This is a genomic window from Streptomyces sp. NPDC086787, assembly GCF_044745865.1.
Taxonomy (GTDB): Bacteria; Actinomycetota; Actinomycetes; order Streptomycetales; family Streptomycetaceae; genus Streptomyces.
The window spans coordinates 165,840-187,271 of the sequence record NZ_JBIVBC010000007.1 but is presented as its reverse complement, the minus strand read 5'-3'; the positions used below and the strand labels follow the sequence as shown (position 1 = coordinate 187,271).

The 21,432-nt window shown below is 71.2% G+C and carries 20 protein-coding genes and 1 pseudogene; 13 read left to right on the top strand and 8 right to left on the bottom strand.

What is annotated here, in order from left to right; genetic code table 11:
• Positions 1 to 8: 8 nt before the first annotated feature.
• Positions 9 to 938 (bottom strand): DMT family transporter, encoded by a 930-nt coding sequence (locus ACIPK3_RS19155; RefSeq protein ID WP_402571080.1) that lies wholly within the window; start codon positions 936 to 938, stop codon positions 9 to 11.
• Between ACIPK3_RS19155 and ACIPK3_RS19150 the strand changes: the two genes are divergently transcribed.
• Together ACIPK3_RS19150 and ACIPK3_RS19145 are read left to right on the top strand one after the other, a co-directional pair.
• The gene (locus ACIPK3_RS19150; protein WP_402571078.1) at positions 937 to 2,376 is read left to right on the top strand and encodes a PLP-dependent aminotransferase family protein; all 1,440 of its coding nucleotides are present in this window, start codon (positions 937 to 939) and stop codon (positions 2,374 to 2,376) included. The genes ACIPK3_RS19155 and ACIPK3_RS19150 overlap by 2 nt on opposite strands.
• Before the next feature lie 181 nt (positions 2,377 to 2,557).
• A complete protein-coding gene (locus ACIPK3_RS19145; protein WP_402571076.1) occupies positions 2,558 to 3,151 on the top strand; it encodes a histidine phosphatase family protein in 594 nt (197 codons plus the stop codon).
• Here the strand turns inward: ACIPK3_RS19145 and ACIPK3_RS19140 are convergent.
• Entirely contained in the window at positions 3,133 to 3,576 is a 444-nt protein-coding gene (locus ACIPK3_RS19140; protein ID WP_402571074.1) for a DUF6314 family protein, read from the bottom strand. The two genes, ACIPK3_RS19145 and ACIPK3_RS19140, sit on opposite strands and share 19 nt — an antisense overlap.
• Before the next feature lie 292 nt (positions 3,577 to 3,868).
• On the opposite strand from ACIPK3_RS19140, the gene ACIPK3_RS19135 reads away from it, so the two are divergent.
• The 3 genes and pseudogenes from ACIPK3_RS19135 to ACIPK3_RS19125 form a co-directional block, all read left to right on the top strand.
• The gene (locus ACIPK3_RS19135; protein WP_402571398.1) at positions 3,869 to 6,427 is read left to right on the top strand and encodes a YfhO family protein; all 2,559 of its coding nucleotides are present in this window, start codon (positions 3,869 to 3,871) and stop codon (positions 6,425 to 6,427) included.
• Between the two features lie 35 nt (positions 6,428 to 6,462).
• On the top strand, positions 6,463 to 7,413 hold the full coding sequence (locus tag ACIPK3_RS19130) for a glycosyltransferase family 2 protein (protein WP_402571073.1): 951 nt from the start codon (positions 6,463 to 6,465) through the stop codon (positions 7,411 to 7,413).
• A pseudogene (locus ACIPK3_RS19125) lies at positions 7,413 to 7,829 on the top strand (GtrA family protein); the annotation flags it as partial. The gene ACIPK3_RS19130 and the pseudogene ACIPK3_RS19125, both read left to right, overlap by 1 nt.
• A gap of 15 nt (positions 7,830 to 7,844) precedes the next feature.
• On the opposite strand, the gene ACIPK3_RS19120 reads toward ACIPK3_RS19125, so the two are convergent.
• Positions 7,845 to 8,846: a class I SAM-dependent methyltransferase gene (locus ACIPK3_RS19120; RefSeq protein WP_402571071.1), complete on the bottom strand. Its 1,002-nt coding sequence runs from the start codon at positions 8,844 to 8,846 to the stop codon at positions 7,845 to 7,847.
• 291 nt (positions 8,847 to 9,137) lie between these two features.
• Here ACIPK3_RS19120 and ACIPK3_RS19115 point away from each other — a divergent pair, with 291 nt between their 5' ends.
• Genes ACIPK3_RS19115 through ACIPK3_RS19085 form a run of 7 tightly spaced genes read left to right on the top strand, consistent with a single transcriptional unit; the run spans position 9,138 to position 15,396 of the window.
• Positions 9,138 to 10,088 (top strand): glycosyltransferase family 2 protein, encoded by a 951-nt coding sequence (locus tag ACIPK3_RS19115; protein ID WP_402571069.1) that lies wholly within the window; start codon positions 9,138 to 9,140, stop codon positions 10,086 to 10,088.
• Complete coding sequence (locus tag ACIPK3_RS19110; protein WP_402571068.1) at positions 10,088 to 10,498, top strand: GtrA family protein; 411 nt, start codon at positions 10,088 to 10,090, stop codon at positions 10,496 to 10,498. The genes ACIPK3_RS19115 and ACIPK3_RS19110 overlap by 1 nt, the downstream gene beginning before the upstream one ends.
• A gap of 55 nt (positions 10,499 to 10,553) precedes the next feature.
• The gene (argC, locus tag ACIPK3_RS19105) at positions 10,554 to 11,582 is read left to right on the top strand and encodes an N-acetyl-gamma-glutamyl-phosphate reductase (protein ID WP_402571066.1); all 1,029 of its coding nucleotides are present in this window, start codon (positions 10,554 to 10,556) and stop codon (positions 11,580 to 11,582) included.
• Complete coding sequence (gene argJ / locus ACIPK3_RS19100) at positions 11,579 to 12,730, top strand: bifunctional glutamate N-acetyltransferase/amino-acid acetyltransferase ArgJ (RefSeq protein WP_402571064.1); 1,152 nt, start codon at positions 11,579 to 11,581, stop codon at positions 12,728 to 12,730. Before argC ends, argJ begins: the two co-directional genes overlap by 4 nt.
• On the top strand, positions 12,727 to 13,641 hold the full coding sequence (argB, locus tag ACIPK3_RS19095) for an acetylglutamate kinase (RefSeq protein ID WP_402571062.1): 915 nt from the start codon (positions 12,727 to 12,729) through the stop codon (positions 13,639 to 13,641). The genes argJ and argB overlap by 4 nt, the downstream gene beginning before the upstream one ends.
• Positions 13,638 to 14,849: an acetylornithine transaminase gene (locus ACIPK3_RS19090; RefSeq protein ID WP_402571060.1), complete on the top strand. Its 1,212-nt coding sequence runs from the start codon at positions 13,638 to 13,640 to the stop codon at positions 14,847 to 14,849. Before argB ends, ACIPK3_RS19090 begins: the two co-directional genes overlap by 4 nt.
• Positions 14,850 to 14,856: 7 nt before the next feature.
• Positions 14,857 to 15,396, top strand: coding sequence for an arginine repressor (locus ACIPK3_RS19085; RefSeq protein ID WP_402571058.1), 540 nt, complete (start codon positions 14,857 to 14,859; stop codon positions 15,394 to 15,396).
• Between the two features lie 21 nt (positions 15,397 to 15,417).
• On the opposite strand, the gene ACIPK3_RS19080 is transcribed toward ACIPK3_RS19085, so the two are convergent.
• From ACIPK3_RS19080 to ACIPK3_RS19060, 5 genes are all read right to left on the bottom strand, one after another.
• On the bottom strand, positions 15,418 to 16,206 hold the full coding sequence (locus tag ACIPK3_RS19080; protein ID WP_402571396.1) for an FAD:protein FMN transferase: 789 nt from the start codon (positions 16,204 to 16,206) through the stop codon (positions 15,418 to 15,420).
• A gap of 4 nt (positions 16,207 to 16,210) precedes the next feature.
• Positions 16,211 to 16,975, bottom strand: coding sequence for an FMN-binding protein (locus tag ACIPK3_RS19075; RefSeq protein ID WP_402571056.1), 765 nt, complete (start codon positions 16,973 to 16,975; stop codon positions 16,211 to 16,213).
• Positions 16,976 to 16,991: 16 nt separating this feature from the next.
• Positions 16,992 to 18,374, bottom strand: a complete 1,383-nt coding sequence (locus tag ACIPK3_RS19070) for a ferric reductase-like transmembrane domain-containing protein (protein WP_402571054.1) — start codon at positions 18,372 to 18,374, stop codon at positions 16,992 to 16,994.
• Between the two features lie 69 nt (positions 18,375 to 18,443).
• Positions 18,444 to 19,145, bottom strand: a complete 702-nt coding sequence (locus tag ACIPK3_RS19065) for a L,D-transpeptidase (protein ID WP_402571052.1) — start codon at positions 19,143 to 19,145, stop codon at positions 18,444 to 18,446.
• A 3-nt stretch (positions 19,146 to 19,148) separates the two neighbouring features.
• The gene (locus ACIPK3_RS19060) at positions 19,149 to 19,736 is read right to left on the bottom strand and encodes a pyridoxamine 5'-phosphate oxidase family protein (protein ID WP_402571050.1); all 588 of its coding nucleotides are present in this window, start codon (positions 19,734 to 19,736) and stop codon (positions 19,149 to 19,151) included.
• 152 nt (positions 19,737 to 19,888) lie between these two features.
• On the opposite strand from ACIPK3_RS19060, the gene argH reads away from it, so the two are divergent.
• A complete protein-coding gene (gene argH / locus ACIPK3_RS19055; RefSeq protein ID WP_402571048.1) occupies positions 19,889 to 21,316 on the top strand; it encodes an argininosuccinate lyase in 1,428 nt (475 codons plus the stop codon).
• Positions 21,317 to 21,432: the final 116 nt, after the last annotated feature.

Below are 21,432 nucleotides of genomic sequence, written 5' to 3'. Positions count from 1 at the left end.
GGGCCTCCTCACGAACGCGAACGTTGGGTGACGGCGATGCACACGAGCACAGCGGCGGCGGTCAGCGGAGCGGCCGCCGTGAGGTGCTCGTCCAGCAGCAGCACCGACCACACCAGTGTGAGCAGCGGCTGAGCCAACTGCAACTGGCTGGCCCGGGGTATGCCGATGGCCGCCATGCCCCGGTACCAGACGACCAGACCGAGGAACTGCGATCCGGCCGCCACCCAGAGCACCCCGGCCACGCCGTGCGCGGACAGCCGTACCGGCTCGTACGACAGCGCCAGTGCGGCCGCCGGCACGCTGAGCGGCAGACACAGCACCAGGGCCCAGCCGATGACCTGCCAGCCGGGCATGACCCGGGCCAGTCGGCCGCCCTCGGTGTAGCCGGCCGCGCACACCAGCAGCGCGGCGAACAGATATCCGTCGGCGGCCGTGAGCGCGCCGCCGCTCTGCCGCACGGTGAAGGCGAGTACCGCGGCGGCGCCCGCGAGGGCCGCCGCCCAGAAGGTGCGCGAGGGCCGGGTGCCCATGCGCAGCGCGGAGCAGAGTGCCGTGGTCAGCGGCAGCAGGCCCACGACGACCGCGGCGTGCGCGGTGGTCGAGGTCCGCAGGGCGAGCGTGGTCAGCATCGGGAAGCCGAGCACCACTCCGGCGGCGACCACGGCCAGCCCCGCCAGGTGCCGACGCTCGGGCGGCCGCACCCGCGAGGCGAGCAGACAACAGCCCGCGATCAGCGCCGCGAGCGCGCTGCGCACGGCCACGAGCGACCATGGGCCGAAGCTCTCCAGGCCCCACGCGGTGGCCGGAAAGGTCAGCGAGAAGGCGATGACGCCGAGGGCGGCCTGGAGCGTACCGACGCCGACAGCGTCGGGGCGGCGGGCCCGGCGGGCGGTGACCGCTATCGGGGCCTCGGTAGTAGCGCTACTCTGTACTCTCATGCATGAGAGTAGCAGCGTCGCCGAACTGGTGAAATACTTGAGGCAGGAGCTTGACCGCTACTCACCTGGTGAGAAGCTCCCGTCGAGCCGGACGCTGGTCGAGCGGTTCCGGGTGAGCCCGGTGACCGTCTCGCGCGCCCTGGCCCAGCTGGCCGCCGAGGGACAGGTGGTCACCCGCCCCGGTGCCGGCGCCTTCCGCGCCCGGCCTCCAGCCACCGCTCCGGCGGGCGACACCTCGTGGCAGGAGGTCGCCCTCAGCGCCGACGGTGTGGCCGACCTCGTACCGCGCACCGTGGACGCCTCCGGGGTGACGGTCTCACTCGCGGCCCCGCCACCCGGTGTGCTGGAGCTGAGCGGCGGCTATCTGCACCCGTCGCTCCAGCCCGAGCGCGCGATGGCCGCGGCCCTGGCCCGCGCCGGACGACGCCCCGGCGCGTGGGGACGCCCACCCCTGGAGGGGCTGCCCGAACTGCGCGAGTGGTTCGCGCGGAGCATCGGCGGCTCCGTCGGCGCGGCCGACGTGCTGATCGCGGCGGGCGGGCAGTCCGCGCTGGCCACCGCCCTGCGCGCGCTCGCCCCGCCGGGCGCGCCGGTGCTGGTCGAGTCGCCGACCTACCCCGGCATGCTGGCGCTCGCCCGCGCGGCCGGACTGCGCCCGGTGCCCGTACCGGTCGACGCCGAGGGGGTACGGCCCGAGCTGCTGGCGGACGCCTTCCGGGCCACCGGCGCCCGGGTGTTCGTCTGCCAGCCCCTGTTCCAGAACCCGACCGGCGCCGTCCTCGCCCCGGACCGGCGCGCCGAGGTGCTGAGCATCGCCCGTGCGGCGGGCGCCTTCGTGGTCGAGGACGACTTCGTACGGCGTCTGGTGCACGCGGACGCGGGCCCGCTGCCCCGGCCGCTGGCCGCCGACGACACGGACGGCGTCGTGATCCACGTCGGCTCGCTCACCAAGGCGACCTCGCCCAGCTTCCGGGTCAGCGCCCTGGCCGCCCGCGGACCCGTGCTGGAACGGCTGCGCGCCATCCAGGTCGTGGACAGCTTCTTCGTCCCGCGGCCGCTCCAGGAGGCCGCGCTCGAGCTCGTCGGTTCGCCCGCCTGGCCACGCCATCTGCGGACCGTGTCGGCCGAGTTGCGGACCCGGCGCGAGGCGATGGTCACCGCGCTGCGCCTGTCCCTGCAGGAAGTCGACCTGCCCCATGTGCCGTCCGGCGGCTACCAGCTCTGGCTCCGCCTTCCCGAGGGCGTGACGGAGACCGCGCTGACCGCCGCGGCCCTGCGTGCGGGCGTCGCGATCACCCCCGGTCGCCCGTACTTCAGCGCCGAACCCCCGGCCGCCCACATCCGGTTGAGCTTCGCGGCGGTCGCCGGGACCGGGGAGATCGCCGAGGGGGTGCGACGGCTACGGGCGGCGTACGAGGAGGTGATCCGCCCCGGGTGACCAGGGTGAGATGCTCCGGCAAAGCGGAGTAATCCGTTCCATGAAGTCCGTGAACCGGAGTCGGGCGCTTTTCGGGTGGCTTGTCCGGCTGATCCTGACCTTCCGGCAAGGATGCGCAAATTCGGATAACGCCCGGGCAACGACTCTTGACCGGGCCATCCGCGCGGCACACCATCACCGCATGCAACTTCGGCTCACCTTCGTCGCCGCCGCGCGCAGCTCCCCGCGGCTCGCGGAGCGCTTCGAGGACGACCGGCCGCTCGACCAGGCGGGCTGGGACGAGGTGCAGCGTGCCGCGGGGGAGCTGCTGCCGCTGGCCGCGGCCGAGCTCCGCTACTGCTCGCCGACGCCGCGCAGTCGCGCCACCGGCGACGCCCTGGGCTTCGCCCCACTGGTGCAGCCGGCCCTCCGGGACTGCGACATGGGCCGCTGGCGCGGACTCACGCTGGGCGAGGCGATGGCCCGTGAGCCGGAGTCGGTCGACGCCTGGCTCGCCGACCCGCTGGCCACGCCGTACGGGGGCGAGTCCCTGTTCTCGTTCATCACCCGGGTCGGCGGCTGGCTCGACACCCGCCCCGCCGAGGACGGCGGGCACATCGTCGCGGTGGCGGAGCCCTCGGTGATCCGGGCCGCCGTCGTGTACGTGCTGAAGGCGCCGCCCGCGACGTACTGGAACATCGACGTCCGTCCGCTGTCCACGACCACCGTCATGGGCCGGGCGGGCCGCTGGAACCTCCGCTTCGACCGGGCCTGCCCTCAGCCCACGCGCGCGTAGTCGGTGGTCAGTACGAGGTCCTTCGCGGGGCCGCCGATCCGCCACACGCTCCGCCAGTGGTCCCGGTCCCGGACGGTGAACTCACCCCGGTAGAGGTCGGCGGCACACGGGTGCTCGGCGATGTGGTGCCCGCGGGACAGGTCGAGGCCGTGGAAGGGCCGTCCGTCGGCGAAGCGGACGTCGGCCGTGGCCGGTGAGTCCCCCGGCAGGAACCGCAGCGTCCGCACGGCGGGCCGGGACACCCCCTGCCAGGTGAAGGTGCCGGACTCCTCGTGCAGCAGTCCGCCCCCGTCCAGCGGGGTGAAGGCGGTCACGCCCTCGAACCTGCCCACATGGCCGCTCGCCAGGTCCCGCACGCGGCGCTCGGCGCTCCAGCGCCCGGCCAGATGCGCCAGCACGTCCGGCACGGGCCAGAACTCACCCATCGTCATCCCTTGGTCATCACTTCAGGCGTCGACCCTACGCCACCCTTGAATTACATGAAAGACAATTCCCGTTTCGCTTTCGTTCACTGAATTCCTGTTCTCATTTCTCTTCCGGACAGTGGTGCAACCATTCGGGGGCGTGGACTGTCTAGGGCGGTGGATATTCGATAATCAGTCCAACGCCGTTTCTTGAGGCGTACAGGAACAGGTTGTGAAATACAGAATCCGTTCGGTCCCCCGGTCGGTCGGCCCACGGCCGGCCGCGGCCCTGCTCGCCGCCGCAGTCACCGCCATGGCCTTCTGCGCCGGCGACGCCGCGGCGCGCAGCTACCCCTTCGGGCCCCGCACACGCGACATCAACGACCTGGGCAACCAGTACGTGCCCTTCCACGCCCACCTGTGGGACCTGCTGCACGGCAGGGCCGACGGTGGCCTCCTGATCAACTGGCAGTCCGGCTTCGGCGCCGGCTTCCTGCCCGACCTCGGCACCTACCTCGGCAGCCCGTTCGCGCTGCTCGTCGCGGTGTTCCCGAGGGACGAGATCGACCTCGCCGTCTATGCGATCACCGTTCTGAAGACGGCCTGCGCCGCCGCGGCCATGGCGTGGCTGCTGCTCACCCTGCGCCCGGGCCGCTGGTGGGCGGGAGGGCTCCTCGGCGCCTCCTACGCGCTGTGCGGCTGGAGCGTGGCGATGGCCTCGGTCAACCCGATGTGGCTGGACGGGCTCATCGCCCTGCCGCTGCTGTGCCTGACCGGCGAGTGGGCGATCAGCGGACGGCGGCCGGTCGCCGGGGCGCTGGTCGTGGCGGTCGCCTGGATCGCCAACTTCTACACGGCCTACATGGCCACCCTCGGCGCCGGCCTGGTGCTGCTGCTCCGGCTCCTCCTGTCCGACCTCACCCGCGGTCGGCGCCTCGCGGCGGCGGGCCGGGCCGGGCTGACCACCACTCTCGGCATCGGGCTGGCCGCGCCGCTGGTGACGGTCGTGTACTTCGGGACCAAGCACGCCTACCCGGGCCGGGCCTGGCCGTTCGCCCCGGTCGGCACCGACGACCTGCTGGCCCGTCTGCTGCCGACGACATACAGCTACGCCAGCCCGGCCGTCTACGTCGGGACCGCGGCCCTGCTGCTCGCTCTCGCCCTGCCCTTCCACCGGGCGGTGCCCCGGTCGGTGCGCGCCGGATGGACCCTGCTGGTCGCCGCCGTACTGCTGTCCATGCAGTGGCAGCCGACCCATTTGCTCTGGCACGCCTTCGCCACCCCGCAGGGCAGCCCGTACCGGCAGGCCTTCGTGCTGTGCGGGCTGCTGGTGACGGCCGCGTGGACCTCGGTGTCGTACGGCCCGCCGGACCTTCGCGCGCTGGCCGCTGCGGCCGGGCTGTTCGCGCTGCTCGCCGCCCTCGCGAGCGGCAGCCTGCTGACCCACCGTCCGCTCACCGTGCTGGTCACGCTGTTCGCCGCGGCGGCCGCGCTGGCCGGTCTCGCCCTGCTGGCCCGCGCGGGCGGCGCGCGCCGCGCCGCGCCGGTCTGGCTCGCCGTGGCCCTGCTGCTCGGCGGGCAGTTCGGCGAGGCCGCCGCGAACTCCGCGGTCGCGGCCCGGCAGCGGTACGGGCACATGGACCACTACGCGCCCTGGGGCCCCCGGCAGCAGCGGCAGTCGGAGCTGATCGCCGACGCCGACGGCTGGCCCCGGTACCGCACCGACCCCGGCCGGGAGCAGACCGTCGGCAACGACCCGCTGGAGGTGGGCGGCCAGGGCGCCCAGTACTACAGCAGCCTCACCTCCGACGTCCTCAGCCGGCTGCTCACCGCCCTCGGCGGCGGCTGGACCTCACGAGCCCGCAACCTGCAGAGCCTGGACAACGCGGTCACCGACGTGATCTTCTCCGTCGGCGCCCGTCTGCACTCCCCGCCGGACCCGCACCAGAACCGGTATCCGCAGGACGGCAGCGTCACGTCCGTCACCCGCCGCGACGTACCTCCCCTGGTCACCGTGCGCCCGGCCGGCACCGCCGCCGCGGGCCTCACCGGTGTCTCCGCCTTCGGACGTTCGCCCTACCGCAACCAGGAACTGGTGCTGGGCGCCCAGGTCTACACCGTGCCCTCGCTGACCGTGCGCACCGCCGAGGGCACGACCCCGCACCGCGCGGCCGCCCGGCGTGCCGGTGTGCGGCTCGCCGCCCTCCGCGCCGGGACCGGCGTACCCGGGCCGACCATCACGGCCGCCTGCCCGGCCGGCAACGAGGTGTACCTGTGGGCGCCGTACTTCTCGGGCACCGCGCGCCTCGCCGAGGCCCCGGCCGACGCCCCGACGGGCCGGTTCCACTACGACCGGCAGGTCAACAAGATCGCTGCCATGGAGCCGCTGGGCCGGGTGCCGGCCTCCGGACGGCTGCGGGTCTACCTGGCCCCGGACACCGCGAGCATCGTCCCGGACGAGGCGGTCGGCTGCCTGGACACCGTCAGGCTGCGCACGGCGGCGGCACGTCTGAAGACCACCGGCGCCGTCCGGGTGAGCGTCTCGGACGGCACGATCCACGCCCGGTTCCCCACGGGCACCAGGGGAACGGCGGTGGTCGCCGTGCCCCGGATCGCCGGCTGGCGCTGTGCCGCGGGCGACGCCCGGGCCGCCCCGGCCGCCCAGTTCTACGGCCTGGTGGCGGTACCGCTCGACGGCGCCACGACCAGGGTCACCTGCACGTTCCATCCACCCGGACTGCGGCTCGGCGCCGCCGTCGGCGGCGCCTCACTGCTGGCGCTGACCCTGCTCGGGGTGGTCCCGGTCGTCCGCAGACGGCGCACTCCGGCACCCGCCCCCACCGCCCGTCCACGCGACCGCGCGACCACGTGACCCGCGTCCCCGGCCGATCCCCAGAGGGAGATCCCATGCTCATCTCGATCGTCGCGCCCTGCTACAACGAGGAAGCCGTCATCGAGCTCTTCCACCACCACGTCCAGCAGGTGGCGGAGGATCTGCTGCCACTCGGCCACGACATGGAGTTCGTCTACGTCGACGACGGCAGCCGGGACGGCACGCTGGCCGCCCTGAAGCGGCTCGCCGACCGCGACGCGCGTGTGCGGTACGTCTCCTTCAGCCGCAACTTCGGCAAGGAGGCGGCGCTGCTGGCCGGGCTGCGGCATGCTGCGGGAGACTCCGTGGTCGTCATGGACTCGGACCTCCAGCACCCGCCGGAGCTGATCACACGCATGGTGGAACTGCACGGGCAGGGACACGACCAGGTCATAGCCAGGCGCACCAGGAACGGTGACCCGATCACCCGCACCCTTACCGCCAGGCTGTACTACCGGCTCGTCAACCGTCTGGTCGACGTGGAGCTGATGGACGGGGTCGGCGACTTCCGGCTGCTGTCCCGCCGGGTGGTGGACGCGGTACTGGCCCTCACCGAGTACAACCGCTTCTCCAAGGGCCTCTTCGCATGGGTGGGGTTCCCGAGCACCACGTTCGAGTACGAGAACGCCGTGCGCGAGCACGGCCGCAGCTCGTGGAGCCTGCGGGGTCTGCTCAACTACGCGCTCGACGGACTGCTGTCGTTCAACAACCGGCCGCTGCGCGCCGCCCTCTACCTGGGTATGGCCCTGCTGTCGTGCGCGGGGCTCTACACGGCGTGGATCGTGGGCGCGGCACTCGTCACCGGAGTGGAGACGCCCGGCTACGTGACGATCATCACCGCCATCACGGCCTTCGCCGGTGCTCAGATGACCATGCTGGGAGTGATCGGGGAGTACACCGGCCGCATCTACTACGAGGTGAAGAGGCGTCCGCACTTCCTGGTGAAGGCGACCAACGTGGAACTGACGAAAGACCTGATCTCCTGATGCCCACCGCGACGACCACCGCGACGACCCGTCCGCTGCCGAGGCAGATACTCACCTTCGCGGCGGTCGGCGTGATCAACACGGCCACCTACTACGGTCTTTACCTCCTGTTCCTCATTCCTTTCCCCTACCTCGCCGCTCACGTTCTCGCGTTTCTGCTGAGCATGACCGGATCGTTCTTCCTGAACGCGCGCTTCACCTACCGGATACGACCGACCCTGCGTAAATTCCTGCTGTTCCCGCTGACGAATGCCGCCAATTTCGTGATCACCACGGTGGGTGTGTACGTGATCGTCGACGTCATGCACGGGGGCAGCCGGTTCGCCCCGCTGATCGCCTCCGCGGCGGCGATCCCGGTGACCTTCGTGGTCTCCCGCTGGATCATGGTCCCCGAACTGGGCGCCCCGGGAGACGAGCGCCCGGGGGGCGTCTCAGGGCGCCTTCCGCGCCAGCACGCGATAGGCGTTTCCGAGGTTGGCCGTTCGCGCCGCCAGCAGGACCAGCACATCGAGGAAGCCCGCCAGGGCGAGAGTCGGAGCCTGCACGGCGAATGACGCCTTGCGTACGAGGCGGTAGCGCGTGCCGCGGCGCGGCAGCCAGGGGGCGTCCGGGTCGGGCAGCAGGGTGTTCCAGGCGCGCACCGTCGTCATGAGGATGTCGGCCCCGACCTGGTGTGCCGCTCCCCGCTGCTGGGCCACCAGGTGGAGGCCCTTGTCGTGCAGGGCCCTTCTGAGGTTCCTGATGGGGAACATGTGCAGGTGCTGGGGCTGGCCCCACGGGTTCCAGCGCCATCCCATGGCCCGGCTCAGCGGCCACTCGGGGTCCGGCACCTCGATCAGCAGATGCCCTCCGGGGCGCAGGACCCGGGCGGCGGCCTCCAGTTCCGCGAAGGGGTCGACGGTGTGCTCCAGGTAGTGGTGCATGCTCACCACGTCATAGCGTCCCGTGAGGTCCGGGGCCATGTCGGGGAAGGCGCCGCGGTGGGCACGGTCCACCCAGCCGCGCTCCACCGCCTTGTCGATCCCGTCTCCGAAGTCGAGACCGTCGAAGGCGGCGTCCGGCCACCGGGTACGTGCCGCCCTGCAGAAGTGCCCGTGCCCGGCTCCCACGTCCAGCCATGCCCTGGGGGTGGTGTGGCCGCCTAGGAAGGCGATGCGCCCCTGGTAGGTGGCCTGCTGGAGCTTGAACATGCGCTCCCGGAGAGCTTCCTGGTAGCCGTCGTAGCAGTCGCGGTAGTAGAACTCCAGACCTTCCGAGGTGAGCCGCGGATTCTGGAAAACATGACGGCAACTCCCGCATTCCTCGAGCGTGAAAAGCCCGGGCTTCTGCTGGACGACGTCAGGGCTGCGCAGCAGGACACGTAGCTTTGTGGAGGCACACCACGGACACTCCGCGCTGCGAGGTTCGAGGAAGCGGCCCACTGCCGTACTCATCTCGGATTCATACCGCAGTCGAGCGGATTCGAACGCCACCGTGTTTCTCCAGCCTGGGACGAATGGTGCTGCATGACGCCGACAAAGGCGGAAGCGAGAATATGGAGCCTTCGCAAAACCGTCCGTCGCCACACCGGATGCGCTTTCGGAACCTCCGGGACGGGTGATGGCCTTGACCCGAACGGCTCAGCGCCGGCGGGCCGCCCGGGTGACCGTCCCGGCCGGGGCGACGCGGGCGCGGTGCGCGGGGGAACTAGGTTTCGCGGGAGAACCCAGCCGCAGGGAGAACCCATGCTCATCTCGGTCGTCGCGCCCTGCTACAACGAGGAAGCCGTCATCGAGCACTTCCACCAGCGTGTCCAGCAGGTGGCGGAGGGGCTCCTGCCGCAGGGGCACGACATGGAGTTCGTGTACGTGGACGACGGCAGCTGCGACCGCACCCTCGCCGTGCTGAAGCGGCTCGCAGACCTGGATTCGCGCGTGCGGTACGTCTCCTTCAGCCGGAACTTCGGCAAGGAGGCGGCGCTGCTGGCCGGGCTGCGCAACGCCTCGGGGGACTCGGTGGTGGTCATGGACTCGGATCTGCAGCATCCGCCGGAGCTGATCACGCGCATGGTGGAGCTGCTGGACGAGGGGCATGACCAGGTCATCGCCAGGCGTACCAGGAACGGGGATCCCATCACCCGTACCTTCACCGCCCGCCTGTACTACCGGCTGGTCAACCGGCTGGTCGACGTGGAGCTCATCGACGGGGTGGGCGACTTCCGGATGCTGTCGCGCCGGGCGGTGGACGCGGTCGTGTCGCTGGCCGAGTGCAACCGCTTCTCCAAGGGCCTGTTCGCGTGGGTGGGCTTTCCCAGCGCCACCTTCGAGTACGAGAACGCCGCCCGTGAGCACGGCCGCAGTTCCTGGAGCCTGCGGGGTCTGCTCAACTACGCGCTCGACGGGCTGCTGTCGTTCAACAACCGGCCGCTGCGGGCCGCCCTCTACCTGGGACTGGCCCTGCTGTCCTGCGCGATGCTCTACACGGCGTGGATCGTGGGCGCGGCGCTGGTGAACGGGGTGCAGGCGCCCGGATACGTCACCATCGTCACCGCCGTCACGGCCGTCGCGGGGATCCAGATGGTCATGCTCGGGGTGATCGGGGAATACACCGGCCGTATCTACTACGAGGTGAAGAGACGGCCGCACTTTCTCGTGAAAGCGACCAACGTGGAACGAACGAAGGACCTGATTCCCTGATGGCCAGCGCGACGACGCGCCTGATGTCCAGGCAGATGCTGACCTTCATCGCGGTCGGTGCGGTCAACACGGGCACCTACTACGGCCTCTATCTTCTTTTCCTCATCCCCTTTCCCTATCTGTGCGCCCATGTTCTCGCGTTCACACTCAGCATGACCGGCTCCTTTTTCCTGAACGCCCGCTTCACCTACCGGACACGGCCGACCTGGCGCAAATTCCTGCTCTTTCCCCTGAGTAACGCCGTCAGTTTCCTGATCATCACCCTGGGTTTGTATGTGATCGTCACCGTCCTGCACGGAGGCGGCCGGCTCGCCCCGCTGATCGCCTACGCGGCGGCGATCCCGGTGACCTTCCTCGTCTCCCGCTGGATCATGCTGCCGGGGGCCGCCCGCCGGAGCGGCGTCGCCTAGGATTGCATAAACGTGCAGCGAAACGTATAGTCATGCCATCCAGGAGGAGGGTGACATGGCGGTACGAGCTGCGGTGGCCGGAGCGAGCGGATACGCGGGCGGAGAGATCCTGCGACTGCTCCTCGCACACCCCGAGGTCGAGATCGGGGCCCTGACCGGCAACTCCAACGCGGGCCGACGGCTCGGCACGATCCAGCCACATCTGCTGCCCCTGGCCGACCGTGTACTGACGGACACCAGCCCAGAGGCGCTCGCCGGGCACGACGTCGTCCTTCTCGCCCTGCCGCACGGACAGTCCGCCGCCGTGGCCGCACAACTCGGTCCGGACGTGCTGGTCATCGACATGGGCGCCGACTTCCGGCTCACGGACCGCGCCGACTGGGAGCGGTTCTACGGCACCCCGCACGCCGGTACCTGGCCCTACGGCCTGCCCGAACTCCCGGGAGCCCGTGAGGCGCTGGCGGGCACCAGGCGTGTCGCGGTGCCCGGCTGCTACCCGACCGCGGTCTCCCTCGCCCTCTTCCCCGCCTACGCCGCCGGGATCGCCGAGCCCGAGGCCGTGGTCGTCGCCGCCTCCGGCACCTCCGGCGCCGGCAAGACGCCCAAGGCGCACCTGCTGGGCAGCGAGGTCATGGGCTCCATGTCGCCGTACGGCGTCGGCGGACTCCACCGGCACACCCCGGAGATGATCCAGAACCTGAGCGCCGCCGCCGGCGAGCGGGTGACCGTCTCCTTCACCCCCACCCTCGCGCCGATGTCCCGGGGAATCCTCGCCACCTGCAACGCGAAGGCCCGTGACGGGGTCACCGCCGAGACGGTGCGCACCGCCTACGAGAAGGCGTTCTCCGGCGAACCCTTCGTCCACCTGCTGCCCGAGGGACAGTGGCCCGCCACGGCGTCCGTCCACGGTTCCAACGCCGTTCAGGTACAGGTCGCGTACGACGAGGCCGCGGGACGCATCATCGCCATCAGCGCCATCGACAACCTGACCAAGGGCACCGCGGGCGGCGCCCTCCAGAGCATGAACATCGCCCTCGGTCTCGACGAGACCACCGGGCTTTCCACGATCGGAGTCGCACCGTGAGCGTCACGGCAGCCAAAGGATTCACGGCGGCGGGCATCGCCGCCGGAATCAAGGAGAACGGCAACCCGGACCTGGCCCTCGTGGTCAACAACGGGCCCCGCCGCGCCGCCGCCGGCGTCTTCACCTCCAACCGTGTGAAGGCCGCGCCCGTACTGTGGTCCGAGCAGGTCCTCAAGAGCGGTCAGGTGTCGGCCGTGGTCCTCAACTCCGGCGGCGCCAACGCCTGCACCGGGCCGAAGGGCTTCCAGGACACCCACGCCACCGCCGAGAAGGTCGCCGAGGTCCTCGGCCGGGGCGCCATTGAGGTCGCCGTGTGCTCCACCGGCCTGATCGGCGTGCCACTGCCCATGGACAAGCTGCTCCCGGGCGTCGCGACGGCCGCCGCACAGCTCTCCGAGCACGGCGGTGAGAAGGCCGCCATCGCCATCAAGACCACCGACACCGTCCACAAGACGTCCGTCGTGACGAAGGACGGCTGGACCGTCGGCGGCATGGCCAAGGGCGCCGGCATGCTCGCGCCGGGCCTCGCCACCATGCTGGTCGTGCTCACCACCGACGCCGACCTCGACGACGAGAGCCTCGACAACGCGCTGCGCGCCGCCACCCGGGTCACCTTCGACCGGGTCGACTCCGACGGCTGCATGTCCACCAACGACACCGTGCTGCTGCTGGCCTCCGGCGCGGCCGGGATCACCCCCGGACCCGGCGAGTTCGCCGACGCCGTACGAGCCGTCTGCGACGACCTCGGACAGCAGCTCATCCGCGACGCCGAGGGCGCGAGCAAGGACATCAAGGTCGAGGTGATCAACGCCGCGACCGAGGACGACGCCGTCGAGGTGGGCCGCTCCATCGCCCGCAACAACCTGCTCAAGTGCGCCGTGCACGGCGAGGACCCCAACTGGGGCCGGGTCCTGTCCGCCATCGGCACCACCCGGGCCGCCTTCGAGCCCGACCAGCTGAACGTCGCCATCAACGGCGTCTGGGTGTGCAAGAACGGCGGGGTCGGCGAGGACCGCGAACTGGTCGACATGCGCTACCGCGAGGTGCACATCGTCGCCGACCTCGCCGCGGGCTCCGACACCGCCACCATCTGGACCAACGACCTCACCGCCGACTACGTCCACGAGAACAGCGCGTACTCCTCATGAGCACCGGCCCCACCCGCAAGCACACCGCCCTGCCGAAGGCCCAGATCCTCATCGAGGCGCTGCCCTGGCTGACCCGGCACCACGGCAAGATCGTCGTCATCAAGTTCGGCGGCAACGCCATGGTGAACGAGGAGCTCAAGGCCGCCTTCGCGCAGGACGTCGTCTTCCTGCGGCACGCCGGACTCAAACCCGTCGTCGTGCACGGCGGCGGCCCGCAGATCAGCGCGGCCCTCGACCGGCACGGCATCGTCAGCGAGTTCAAGGCGGGCCTGAGGGTCACCACCGAGGACGCCATGGACGTCGTGCGCATGGTGCTCGCCGGACAGGTGCAGCGCGAACTGGTCGGCCTGCTCAACCAGCACGGCCCGTTCGCCGTGGGCCTCACGGGCGAGGACGCGCACACCATCACCGCCACCAGGCACCGGCCCGAGATCGACGGCGAGCAGATCGACATCGGGCGGGTGGGTGAGATCACCTCGATCGACACGGGCGCGATCGAGGCACTCCTCGCCGACGGCCGTATTCCGGTCGTCTCCTCGATCGCCCGTAGTCAGGACGACGGACATGTCTACAACGTCAATGCTGATACGGCGGCTGCGGCACTCGCTGCGGCACTGGGCGCCGAGACCCTCATGGTCCTCACCGACGTCGAGGGCCTCTACGAGGACTGGCCGCGCTCCGACGAGGTGATCAGCCGGCTCACCGCCTCCCAGTTGGAGAAGCTCCTGCCCGAACTGTCCTCCGGCATGGTCCCGAAGATGGAGGGCTGCCTGCACGCCGTCCGGGGCGGCGTCACCACCGCCCGGGTGATCGACGGCCGAGTCCAGCACTCGATCCTGCTGGAGATCTTCACCGACGAGGGCATCGGCACGATGGTCGTGCCCGACACGCACGAGGGGGACGGCGCATGAGCGCGAACGAGGAGCTGACCCGGCGCTGGCAGGGCGCTCTCATGAACAACTACGGCACCCCCCGGCTGCCCCTGGTGCGCGGCGCGGGTGCGCGGGTGTGGGACGCCGACGGCAGGGAGTACCTGGACTTCGTCGGCGGTATCGCGGTCAACGCGCTCGGTCACGCCCACCCGGCCGTCGTGGCGGCCGTCAGCGGGCAGATCGCCTCCCTCGGCCATGTCTCCAACCTCTTCGTCGCCGAACCGCCCGTCGCCCTCGCCGAACGCCTCCTCCAGCTCTTCGGCCGCAGCGGCAAGGTCTTCTTCTGCAACTCCGGTACCGAGGCCAACGAGGGCGCCTTCAAGATCGGTCGGCTGACCGGGCGCACCCACATGGTCGCCACCCACGGCGGCTTCCACGGCCGCACCATGGGCGCCCTGGCGCTCACCGGCCAGCCCGGCAAGCAGGAGCCGTTCCTGCCGCTGCCCGGCGACGTCACCCATGTGCCCTACGGCGACGCCCAGGCCCTGGCGGCCGCGGTCACCGAGGACACCGCGCTCGTCGTCATCGAGCCCGTGCAGGGCGAGAACGGGGTCGTGGTCCCCCCGGCCGGCTATCTGAAGGCGGCCCGCGCCATCACCGCGGCCACCGGAACCCTGCTCGTCCTGGACGAGGTGCAGACCGGCGTCGGGCGCACCGGCAACTGGTTCGAGTACCAGGCCCACGAGGGCGTCCTGCCCGACATCGTGACCCTGGCCAAGGGGCTGGGCGGCGGACTGCCGCTCGGCGCCACCGTCGCCTTCGGCCGCGCCGCCGAACTGCTCGCGCCCGGCCAGCACGGTACGACGTTCGGCGGCAACCCCGTGGCCTGCGCTGCCGGACTCGCCGTACTCGACACCATCGCCGACGACGGCCTGCTGGACAACGTCAAGCGCCAGAGCGCCGCGCTGCGGGAGGGAATCGAGTCCCTCGGCCACCCGTTGGTCGCCCATGTCCGGGGCGCCGGACTCCTGCTGGGTATCGTGCTCACCGAGCCGCTCGCGCCCCAGGTGCAGCAGGCGGCTCAGGACGCCGGCCTTCTGGTGAACGCGCCCGCCCCCGACGTCGTACGGCTCATGCCCCCGCTGAACCTCCGCGACGACGAGGCGCGGACGCTGCTCCGGGCGCTGCCCGGCATCCTCGACGCGGCAGGCGAACCAGCAGGCGGGGAAGGACGAACCGGGGAATGAGACGACGATGAGCCAAGCGCAGGACCACGACCAGAACGCGGGGCCCGCCGTGCCGCAGACCCGCACCGCACGCCACCGCCGGATCGTGGACATCCTCAACCGGCAACCGGTGCGTTCGCAGAGCCAGTTGGCGAAGCTGCTCGCCGACGACGGGTTGAGTGTCACTCAGGCGACGCTCTCCCGGGACCTGGACGAGCTGAACGCGGTGAAGATCCGCAACACCGACGGCGAGCTGATCTACGCGGTGCCGAGCGAGGGCGGCTTCCGCACCCCCCGCGCACCGCTCGGCGGGTCTGCCAAGGAGGAGCGGATGCGGCGCCTCTCCCAGGAGCTGCTGATCTCCGCGGAGGCGTCCGCCAACCTCGTGGTCCTGCGCACCCCGCCGGGAGCCGCGCAGTTCCTGGCCTCGGCCATCGACCAGGCCGAACTGCACGACATCCTCGGCACCATCGCCGGTGACGACACGGTGATGCTGATCAGCCGGGACCCGTCCGGGGGGCAGGCGCTGGCGGAACATCTGCTGCGATTGGCCCAGAACGGCCACTGAGGAGGCGTGACACGGCACGGCTCACCCCAGCCGCGCCGCCAGCCCCCCGGTGCACCGCACCTCGTCGCCCGCGGTGAGCAGCAGCGCCTCCACGTCCGGCAGGGACTCCAGCCACGCCAGCCCCGCCCGGGACCCCATCGCGAACGCCGCAGTGGCCCAGCAGTCCGCCCAGGTGAGGCCTGGTGCGACCACGGTCACCGCGACCAGGTCGGTGACCGCCGGCTTCCGGGTGCGCGGATCCATGATGTGCGCGCCGCGCTCCGCCGTACCGGACGTGGCGACCGCCAGTTCCGGCACTCCGCCGGACGAGATGACCGCCGCAAGCCCGCCCGGCCGCAGCGGATCCGCCACCCCGACCCGCCACGGCCGGTGCGGCTCGGGCGCGCCGTACATCTGGACGTCACCGCCGCCGTTCACGCTCACGCCGCTCGCCCCGGCCGCCGCGATCCGGCGCGCGGCCCGCTCGGTGGCCCAGCCCTTGACGATCCCGGTCGGGTCGAGCCGCCCCCCGTAGCGCATGCTGAACCAGCCGTCGCTCACCCGCTCCGCCTCGGCGCCCAGCTCCAGCACCTCGGCGACCTCGGGATCGCAGTCGGCCACGCCCAGTTCCCCCCGGGCCAGCCGGGACATCTGGCTGTCCTCGCGGTAGGTGCTGAACACGTCGTCGGCCCGGCGCAGTCCGGCGATCGCCTCGTCGAGGGCGTGCCGCACGGCGTCCGGATCCCCGCCGCGGACGTCGAAGGAGAAGACGGTCCCCATGACCTCCGCCACCCGCCGCTCAGCGGCGGGCGCCTCCGCGGACTCCGCCATGGCCTCAGCCACCGGCCTGGTCCAGGGCGGACTGGAGCGACTGCTTGTAGCCGGTGCTGGTGTAGGTGGCGCCGGACACCGAGTCGATCCGCGCGTTGCCCGCGGCGACCGCCTCCTGGTTGAGCCTGGGTACGGCGAGTGCGGTCTTCTGGTCGCTGGTGCCGCCCTTGGGTGCCTGCACAGCCTCGGCCCTGGTGATCTTCCCGCCGGCGACCGTGATCCGCACCTGCACCGGCCCGTACTGGGTCTGCGCGACCTGCCCGGTCACGGTCCTGGCGGCCTGCCCGGCGGCACCGGACGGGGCGCCACCGGATCCGGCGGACGCCTTCATCCGGTCCAGCGCGGACTGGAGCGACTGCTTGTAGCCGGTGCTGGTGTAGGTGGCCCCGGACACGGAGTCGACGCCCACGCCCTGCTTGGCGACCGCCTCCTGGTTGAGCCTGGGTACGGCGAGTGCGGTCTTCTGGTCGCTGGTGCCGCCCTTGGGTGCCTGCACAGCCTCGGCCCCGGTGATCTTCCCGTCGCTGACGGTCAGCCGTACCTGCACGGCCCCGTACTGCGTGTTGGCCGCGTCACCGGTGACCGTGCCCGTGCCGGGGGCCTGTACGCCGCCCTGCGGCGCCTCCTGCCCCGCCACGGGCTGCTGTGGCACCGCGCCCGCCGCGGACGCGGAGTCCGTCGACGGCTTCAGCGACAGCAGCAGTACGACACCGGACACGGTGGCCGCGGTGGCCAGTACGACGCGCCGTATGGGGTGGCTCTTCCGCATCTGTTGTGAGCTCCTGTCACATCTCGAACGACTCGTGGTGGATGCGGCGGGCGGGTACGCCCGCGCCGCGCAGCGCCTCGAACACCTGCTGCGCGAACCCGGGCGGGCCGCACATGAAGACGTCGTGCCGGTCGATGTCCGGGATCTTCCGCTGGAGGCTGTCGGCGGAGATGTCCGGCCGCTCGCCCTCCGGGCTGTTCACCGCGTACATCAGCCGGGCACCCCGCTCGTTGGCGATCAGCGCCAGCTCGTCCCACAGAGCCAGGTCCTGGGTGGTGTTGGCCCGGTACAGCAGGGTCAGGTCGCCGGCCGCCGCGGGCAGCGTCTCGAACAGCGCGCGCATCGGTGTGATGCCGACACCGCCGGCCACCAGCAGGACCTTGCCGCGGCTGCGCCGGGAGGCGGTCATCGCCCCGTAGGGGCCCTCGGCCCACACCCGGGTGCCGGGGCGCAGCTCGCGCAGCCTGGCGCTGTGGTCGCCGATCGCCTTCACCGTGATCCGCAGCATGTCCGGGCGCGGCGCCGCCGACAGCGAGTACGGGTGCGAGCTGAACCGCATGCCCGGCGCGAGGAACCGCCACCGGAAGAACTGCCCGGCCTCCGCGCCGATCCGGTGCAGCTTGCGGCCGCCGATCAGCACCGACACGATGCCCGGCGTCTCCTCGATGACCGCCTCCACCCGCATGCGGTGACGCAGGTTCAGCCGGACCGGGGTGAGGATCCGGTACCAGACCACCAACGCGGTGACCACGCCGTACAGCCCGTACCAGAACGTCTTCGCGGAGGGTTCGACGGCGAAGTCGTTGCCGCTGGTGATCTGGTGCCAGAACGTCAGGAACACCGCCGCGTACGTGAACAGGTGCATGTGGTACCAGGTGTCGTACGGCAGCCTGCGCCGGACCGCGCCGATCGAGCTCAGCCCGATGACGACGAACAGTCCCGTGCCGATGGCGGCCTTGCCCATGTCGGGCAGCTGGGTGATCGAGTCGATGGTCTGCTGGACGATGTCGCCGAGCGACTTGCCCGCCTGGAGCGCGTATCCCCACATGGTCAGGAAGATGTGCGCGAAGACCAGGCAGAGGGTGTAGCGGCCGCTCATCGCGTGCCAGCGGGCCACCCGGTCCGAGCCGACCCGCCGCTCCAGGGCGGGCACCCGGGCCATCTGGAGCACCACCAGCGCCATCAGGTATCCGGCGAGCAGTCCGGTGATCCGGCCCGCGTTCAGGATTTTTCCGTTGTTGTCGGCGATGGACGGTGTGTTGTGCCACCACAGCCACAGCACGGCCGCGGCACCCGCCCACACGGCGAGCAGCAGCGGTACGGCCGGGGAGCGGCGCGGGCGGATGCGGCGCATCGTCTGGCGGCGGGCGGCACGGCCGCCTGCGATCGTGGTGGTCACGGTTCCTCCGTGGGACTTGACCCTTGGCCCACAGATACGTGCCGCGACCGGTGAGTGTTCAGTTCCGGGTCAGTACCGGACGATCGCCGTCGTTCCGGTCTGCGTTCCGATCGCGATGTGCGGCTTCGCCGCCGGGTCGGCCCACTTGAGGATCCGCTGCATGGCGTCCGCGGGCACCGAGACGCAGCCGGCCGTCGACCCGCTCCCGTTGACGTGCAGGAAGATGCCGGCGCCGCGTCCGCGCACCGGGTGCGCGTAGTTGAAGCCGATGACGAGGGCGTTGGCGTACTGGGTGCCGTAGGCCGCGAGGTGCTCCGACTGGGAGGCGCGGCAGTCGGCCGGGAGGGGCTCGGTCCAGCGGTTGTAGGACGCCGATCTGATGTCCTGGCACCAGTACGAGTTGTCGTGCACCGGGCGGTACGGCACCCTCGTGCCGCTCGGCGCGGCCTTGATGCCGAAGCCGAACGGCAGGTCGTACAGCCCGGTCGGCGTCGTGTTCGTGCCCTGGACGCGGGACAGTCCCTCGACGAGACCACGGGCGCCGAACCGGGCCGGTGCCGTGCCGGCCTGCACCCACTGTCCGCCGCGCCGGTCCCACCAGGTGAGTGTGCCGGTCGTGGAGGTGGTGCCGACCGCTTGCACGGTGATCAGCTGGGTGCCGCCCCCGGTGTCCACCAGCTGGGCGGGCAGCGGGGTGGTGGCGTCGGCCGGACGGGCGCCGAACGCGAGGAGGGAGAGGGAGGCGAGGGCGACGAGGACACCTGGGCGCATGCCTCAGACGCTAAGCGGGGGGAGCGGTAGCGGCAGCCCGGGTAGGCCGTCCAGGCTAGTCGAGATGTGGTCCTTCTTCTCGAAGTAGGCGCTCAGCGTGGCGTCGTCCTCCCGCGCGAAGCGGCTTCCGTGCAGGTCGCGGTCGGTGTCGTAGGCCATGTACGGCACCGCGTACCCGCAGGAGTCCCGGACGAGTTCGGCGTGCACGACGATGACCGCGCGCAGGCCGTGCCGGGTGGGGTCGATGTCCGGGAAGCGGTCGAGGAGTCCGCCGAACCGGGGATCGTCGCGGAAGACGGGCTCGCCGCGCCCGTGCACCCGCACGATGTTCGGCGGGCCCTGGAACGCGCACCACATCAGGGTGACGCGGCCGTTCTCCCGCAGATGGGCGATGGTCTCCGCGTTCGAGCCCGCGAAGTCGAGATACGCCACGGTGTGTTCGTCCAGCACCGCGAAGGAGCCCCTGAGACCCTTGGGGGAGAGGTTGATCGTGCCGTCGCCGGACAGCGGCGCGGTCGCGGTGAAGAAGAGGGGCTGCTCCTCGATGAACGTACGGAGCCTGCCGTCGATGCGCTCATAGGTTCTTCCCATGTCCGACGATTATGGACGGGTTTCGTTCGCCTGTCTAAGGACTATCCCCGAGGGCTCCCGGGATCGGCCTCCGATTGACGAATCATGCATAGTTCTGCATACTCATGCATCGTAGTGAGGACACCTCCACCCCCTCCCTAGGAGCAGCACAAGTGAGCAGCAACAGCGGTGACGTACGGCTCTGGGGCGGCCGGTTCGCCGACGGTCCCGCCGAGGCCCTGGCGAAGCTGTCCGCGTCCGTCCACTTCGACTGGCGGCTCGCCCCCTACGACATCGCCGGCTCCCGCGCCCACGCGCGCGTGCTGCACAAGGCGGGGCTGCTCACCGAGGACGAGCTGACCCGCATGACCGCAGGGCTCGACCGCCTGGCGGCGGACGTCGCCGACGGCTCCTTCACCGGCACCATCGCCGACGAGGACGTGCACACCGCCCTCGAACGCGGTCTCCTGGAGCGTCTCGGCCCCGAACTCGGCGGCAAACTCCGGGCCGGGCGTTCCCGCAACGACCAGGTGGCCACCCTCTTCCGGATGTACCTGCGCGACCACGCCCGGATCATCGGCGGCCTGCTCGCCGACCTCCAGGACGCGCTGACCGGCCTGGCCGAAGCCCACCCGGACGTGGCCATGCCCGGCCGCACCCACCTCCAGCACGCCCAGCCGGTCCTCTTCGCGCACCACGTCCTCGCCCATGTACAGGCCCTCTCCCGGGACGCCGAACGGCTGCGCCAGTGGGACGAGCGGACGGCCGTGTCGCCTTACGGATCGGGCGCGCTCGCGGGCTCCAGCCTGGGCCTCGATCCGGAGGCGGTCGCACGCGACCTCGGCTTCGAGCGCGGCAGCGCGGGGAACTCCATCGACGGCACCGCCTCCCGCGACTTCGCCGCCGAGTTCGCGTTCATCACCGCGATGACCGGGGTGAACCTCTCCCGGATCGCCGAGGAGATCATCATCTGGAACACGAAGGAGTTCTCCTTCGTCACCCTGCACGACGCGTTCTCCACGGGCTCCTCGATCATGCCGCAGAAGAAGAACCCGGACATCGCCGAGCTGGCCCGCGGCAAGAGCGGCCGCCTCATCGGCAACCTCACCGGCCTCATGGCCACCCTCAAGGCGCTTCCGCTCGCCTACAACCGCGACCTCCAGGAGGACAAGGAGCCCGTCTTCGACTCCTGCGACCAGCTGGAGGTCCTGCTCCCGGCCTTCACCGGGATGATCGCCACCCTCACCGTCCACCGCGAACGCATGGAGGAGCTCGCCCCGGCAGGCTTCTCGCTCGCCACCGACATCGCCGAATGGCTGGTCAAGCAGGGCGTGCCGTTCCGCGTCGCGCACGAGGTCGCCGGCGAGTGCGTGAAGACGGCCGAGGCCGAGGGCAAGGAGCTGGACGAGCTGACCGACGAGCAGTTCGCGAAGATCAGCGCCCATCTGACCCCCGAGGTGCGCTCCGTGCTCAGCGTCCCCGGCGCCCTCGCCTCCCGCAACGGCCGCGGCGGCACCGCGCCCGCCGCGGTCGCCGTCCAGCTCGCGGAGCTCAAGGCGGACGTGATCGCGCAGCATGCGTGGGCCGACGCCCCGCGGTGAGCGGCTTCGCACACTCCTCCTGAACGTCCGGCGCCGGCGCTACCCTGACAACTCGGGGTGGCGCCTGGCGAGTTGACCGGAGTGGGGGATGGTCATGGGCGTGGGACGTACGACCG

Bases quoted from the DNA above. Each gene is read 5' to 3' on its own strand.
- ACIPK3_RS19150 (WP_402571078.1), top strand. From the start codon at position 937: ATGCATGAGAGTAGCAGCGTCGCCGAACTGGTGAAATACTTGAGGCAG.
- ACIPK3_RS19155 (WP_402571080.1), bottom strand. From the start codon at position 938: ATGAGAGTACAGAGTAGCGCTACTACCGAGGCCCCGATAGCGGTCACC.
- ACIPK3_RS19145 (WP_402571076.1), top strand. From the start codon at position 2,558: ATGCAACTTCGGCTCACCTTCGTCGCCGCCGCGCGCAGCTCCCCGCGG.
- ACIPK3_RS19140 (WP_402571074.1), bottom strand. From the start codon at position 3,576: ATGGGTGAGTTCTGGCCCGTGCCGGACGTGCTGGCGCATCTGGCCGGG.
- ACIPK3_RS19135 (WP_402571398.1), top strand. From the start codon at position 3,869: ATGGCCTTCTGCGCCGGCGACGCCGCGGCGCGCAGCTACCCCTTCGGG.
- ACIPK3_RS19130 (WP_402571073.1), top strand. From the start codon at position 6,463: ATGCTCATCTCGATCGTCGCGCCCTGCTACAACGAGGAAGCCGTCATC.
- ACIPK3_RS19120 (WP_402571071.1), bottom strand. From the start codon at position 8,846: ATGAGTACGGCAGTGGGCCGCTTCCTCGAACCTCGCAGCGCGGAGTGT.
- ACIPK3_RS19115 (WP_402571069.1), top strand. From the start codon at position 9,138: ATGCTCATCTCGGTCGTCGCGCCCTGCTACAACGAGGAAGCCGTCATC.
- ACIPK3_RS19110 (WP_402571068.1), top strand. From the start codon at position 10,088: ATGGCCAGCGCGACGACGCGCCTGATGTCCAGGCAGATGCTGACCTTC.
- argC (WP_402571066.1), top strand. From the start codon at position 10,554: ATGGCGGTACGAGCTGCGGTGGCCGGAGCGAGCGGATACGCGGGCGGA.
- argB (WP_402571062.1), top strand. From the start codon at position 12,727: ATGAGCACCGGCCCCACCCGCAAGCACACCGCCCTGCCGAAGGCCCAG.
- ACIPK3_RS19090 (WP_402571060.1), top strand. From the start codon at position 13,638: ATGAGCGCGAACGAGGAGCTGACCCGGCGCTGGCAGGGCGCTCTCATG.
- ACIPK3_RS19085 (WP_402571058.1), top strand. From the start codon at position 14,857: ATGAGCCAAGCGCAGGACCACGACCAGAACGCGGGGCCCGCCGTGCCG.
- ACIPK3_RS19080 (WP_402571396.1), bottom strand. From the start codon at position 16,206: ATGGCGGAGTCCGCGGAGGCGCCCGCCGCTGAGCGGCGGGTGGCGGAG.
- ACIPK3_RS19075 (WP_402571056.1), bottom strand. From the start codon at position 16,975: ATGCGGAAGAGCCACCCCATACGGCGCGTCGTACTGGCCACCGCGGCC.
- ACIPK3_RS19065 (WP_402571052.1), bottom strand. From the start codon at position 19,145: ATGCGCCCAGGTGTCCTCGTCGCCCTCGCCTCCCTCTCCCTCCTCGCG.
- ACIPK3_RS19060 (WP_402571050.1), bottom strand. From the start codon at position 19,736: ATGGGAAGAACCTATGAGCGCATCGACGGCAGGCTCCGTACGTTCATC.